The sequence below is a fragment of the Rhizobacter sp. genome (assembly GCF_031412075.1).
Lineage (GTDB): Bacteria > Pseudomonadota > Gammaproteobacteria > Burkholderiales > Burkholderiaceae_C > Rhizobacter.
Window position 1 is genome coordinate 1 of the sequence record NZ_JANOCG010000278.1, and the last position, 2426, is coordinate 2426.

Below are 2426 nucleotides of genomic sequence, written 5' to 3' on the forward strand. Positions count from 1 at the left end.
CGAACGGAGCTTGTGGGAGCACGGCGCTCAAAACGGGAACTTCATGCCCGGAGGCATCGGCATGCCGGCGGTGAGCTTGCCCATCTTCTCTTGCGAGACTTCTTCAGCGCGGCGCAGCCCATCGTTGAAGGCCGCGGCCACCAGGTCTTCGAGCATGTCTTTGTCGTCGGCCAGCAGGCTGGGGTCGATGGCAACACGCTTCACGTCGTGTTTGCAGGTCATGGTGACCTTCACCAGACCGGCACCCGATTGGCCTTCGACCTCGATGGTGGCGAGCTCTTCCTGCGCCTTCTTGAGGTTGTCTTGCATCGCCTGGGCTTGTTTCATCAGGCCGGCGAGTTGGTTTTTCATCATGGGGTGTTCTCCTAATGGGGTTTGACTGAGCCCGGCACGATGCGCGCGGTCTTGAACTGCTGCATCAAGGCCTGCACCAGCGGGTCGTTGTGGATGATTTGTTCGGCTTCGTTTTGGCGGCGTGTGCGCTCGGCGGTGGCGCGCTGCGCGGGGGTGTCGCTGGCCACGCCGGCTTCAACTTCAATCTGCACGGCATGCTGCAGCAAGTCGGACAAGGCCGCCTGCAGCTTGTCGCGCTGGGCCGGTGCGCGCAAGGTTTCGCGCTCCACGCGCAGGCGCCACACGGGCGGCTGGGCGGCTTCGTCGATCGACAGGCATTGGGATTGCATCGCCAGCTCGCGCACCAGGGCGCCGATGCTGGCCGCGTCGGACATCTGGGCCACCACCTGCGCCCAGCGGTCGCCCAACGGCGTGGGTGCAAACGTGGCCACGGGCAGCTTGGCGGGTTCGGGCTCACGCACGGCGACCGGCACCGAAGGGGTTTCGTCTTCGTACGGCACATCGACCCACGGCGGTGGCTCGCTGCTGGTGGGCGCACTCGCGCGAGCTACCGGCGCGGGTGCCACCACGGCGGGCCTCGCCGGGGCTGCTGCGGGCTTGCTCATCGCCGGGGCGGCAATCGGCTTGGCGACGGCCGGCGCGGCAGCTCGCTGCGGCGAGGTGCCTGCACCACCCGGCCGAAACGCCAGCATGCGCAACAACACCATCACCAAGCCGCTGTATTCGTCTGGCGCCAGACCCAGCTCGGCGCGGCCGTGCACCACGATGCTGTAGAGAAACTGCGTCTCATCGGGTGCCAGCAAACCGGCCAGGCGGGCAGCGGTGGGCGCCTCGGGATCGCTCTCGTCGAGCGCATCGGGTACGGCTTGCAGCACCGCCATCTGCTGCAACAGCGCGGCCATTTCTTCCAGCGTTCCGGTGGCCGACAGGCCCAGGCTGCGCAGGCCATCGACCGCCGCAATCACCTCGGCGCCCTGCCCCGCGGCGAGCGCTTCGACCAGGCGCACCGCATGGCTGCGATCGACCGCCCCCAGCATCTCACGCACACCCGCTTCGGTGAGGCTGCCCGCGCCAAAAGCAATCGCCTGGTCGGTGAGCGACAAGGCATCGCGCATCGAACCTCGCGCCCCGCGCGCCAGCAGCCGCAGTGCGCCGGGCTCGGCTTCGATCTTCTCGGCGGCCAGCACGGTGCTCAGGTGCTCTTGCACCGTCTGCGGCGCCATCGGCCGCAGGTTGAACTGCAGGCAACGCGAGAGCACCGTGGGCGGCACCTTCTGCGGGTCGGTCGTGGCCAACACGAACTTCAGGTACTCGGGCGGCTCTTCCAGGGTCTTGAGCATCGCGTTGAACGCGGTGTTCGAGAGCATGTGAACTTCGTCGATGAGATACACCTTGAAGCGGCCCAGCACCGGCTTGTAGACCGCCTGGTCGAGCAGCTGAGAGATTTCCTCGACACCGCGGTTGGAGGCGGCATCGAGCTCCACGTAATCGACAAAACGGCCGCTGTCGATGTCTCGGCAGGCATCGCACACCCCACACGGGTGAGCCGTGATGCCGCCGGTGCCATCGGGCCCGGTGCAGTTGAGCGCCTTGGCCAGGATGCGCGAGACCGAGGTCTTGCCCACGCCCCGCGTGCCGGTGAACAGATAGGCGTGGTGCAGGCGTTGCTGCGTGAGCGCATTGGTGAGCGCCTTGACGACGTGCTCCTGGCCGACCAGCGCTTCAAAGTCACGCGATCGGTACTTGCGGGCCAGGACGAGGTAAGACATGGCTTGATTCTACGGTTGCACCACCGGGCCTTCGGGCCCGTGCCGGATAATCTGCGTTTTCCAAAAAGCGCCGCCCTCGATGAACCCCATGGATGATAAAAAAGACGCCGCCACCGACACCCTGAGCTACGAACAAGCGGGCGTCAACTACGACCTGATCGACCCGTTGAAGGTGGCCGCGCAACGCGCCGCCAAGGAAACCGGCTCGCACCTGTTGGCGCACGGCTTCAGCGAGGTCGAGGCGTCGCGCGGGGAATCGGCCTATGTGGTCGACGTGGGCCCGTTCTACATCGCCTCCATCGT

2 protein-coding genes and 1 pseudogene are annotated in these 2426 nt (G+C 66.3%); 1 reads left to right on the forward strand and 2 read right to left on the reverse strand.

The features are described 5' to 3' along the window. Positions 1 to 27: 27 nt before the first annotated feature. Both RMO40_RS10075 and dnaX read right to left on the reverse strand, forming a co-directional pair. Positions 28 to 354, reverse strand: coding sequence for a YbaB/EbfC family nucleoid-associated protein (locus RMO40_RS10075; protein WP_309720057.1), 327 nt, complete (start codon positions 352 to 354; stop codon positions 28 to 30). 11 nt (positions 355 to 365) lie between these two features. Then, complete coding sequence (gene dnaX, locus RMO40_RS10080; protein ID WP_309720059.1) at positions 366 to 2123, reverse strand: DNA polymerase III subunit gamma/tau; 1758 nt, start codon at positions 2121 to 2123, stop codon at positions 366 to 368. Positions 2124 to 2211: 88 nt separating this feature from the next. On the opposite strand from dnaX, the pseudogene RMO40_RS10085 reads away from it, so the two are divergent. Beyond that, a pseudogene (locus RMO40_RS10085) lies at positions 2212 to 2426 on the forward strand (phosphoribosylformylglycinamidine cyclo-ligase); the annotation flags it as partial.

Bases quoted from the DNA above. Each gene is read 5' to 3' on its own strand.
- RMO40_RS10075 (WP_309720057.1), bottom strand. From the start codon at position 354: ATGATGAAAAACCAACTCGCCGGCCTGATGAAACAAGCCCAGGCGATG.
- dnaX (WP_309720059.1), bottom strand. From the start codon at position 2,123: ATGTCTTACCTCGTCCTGGCCCGCAAGTACCGATCGCGTGACTTTGAA.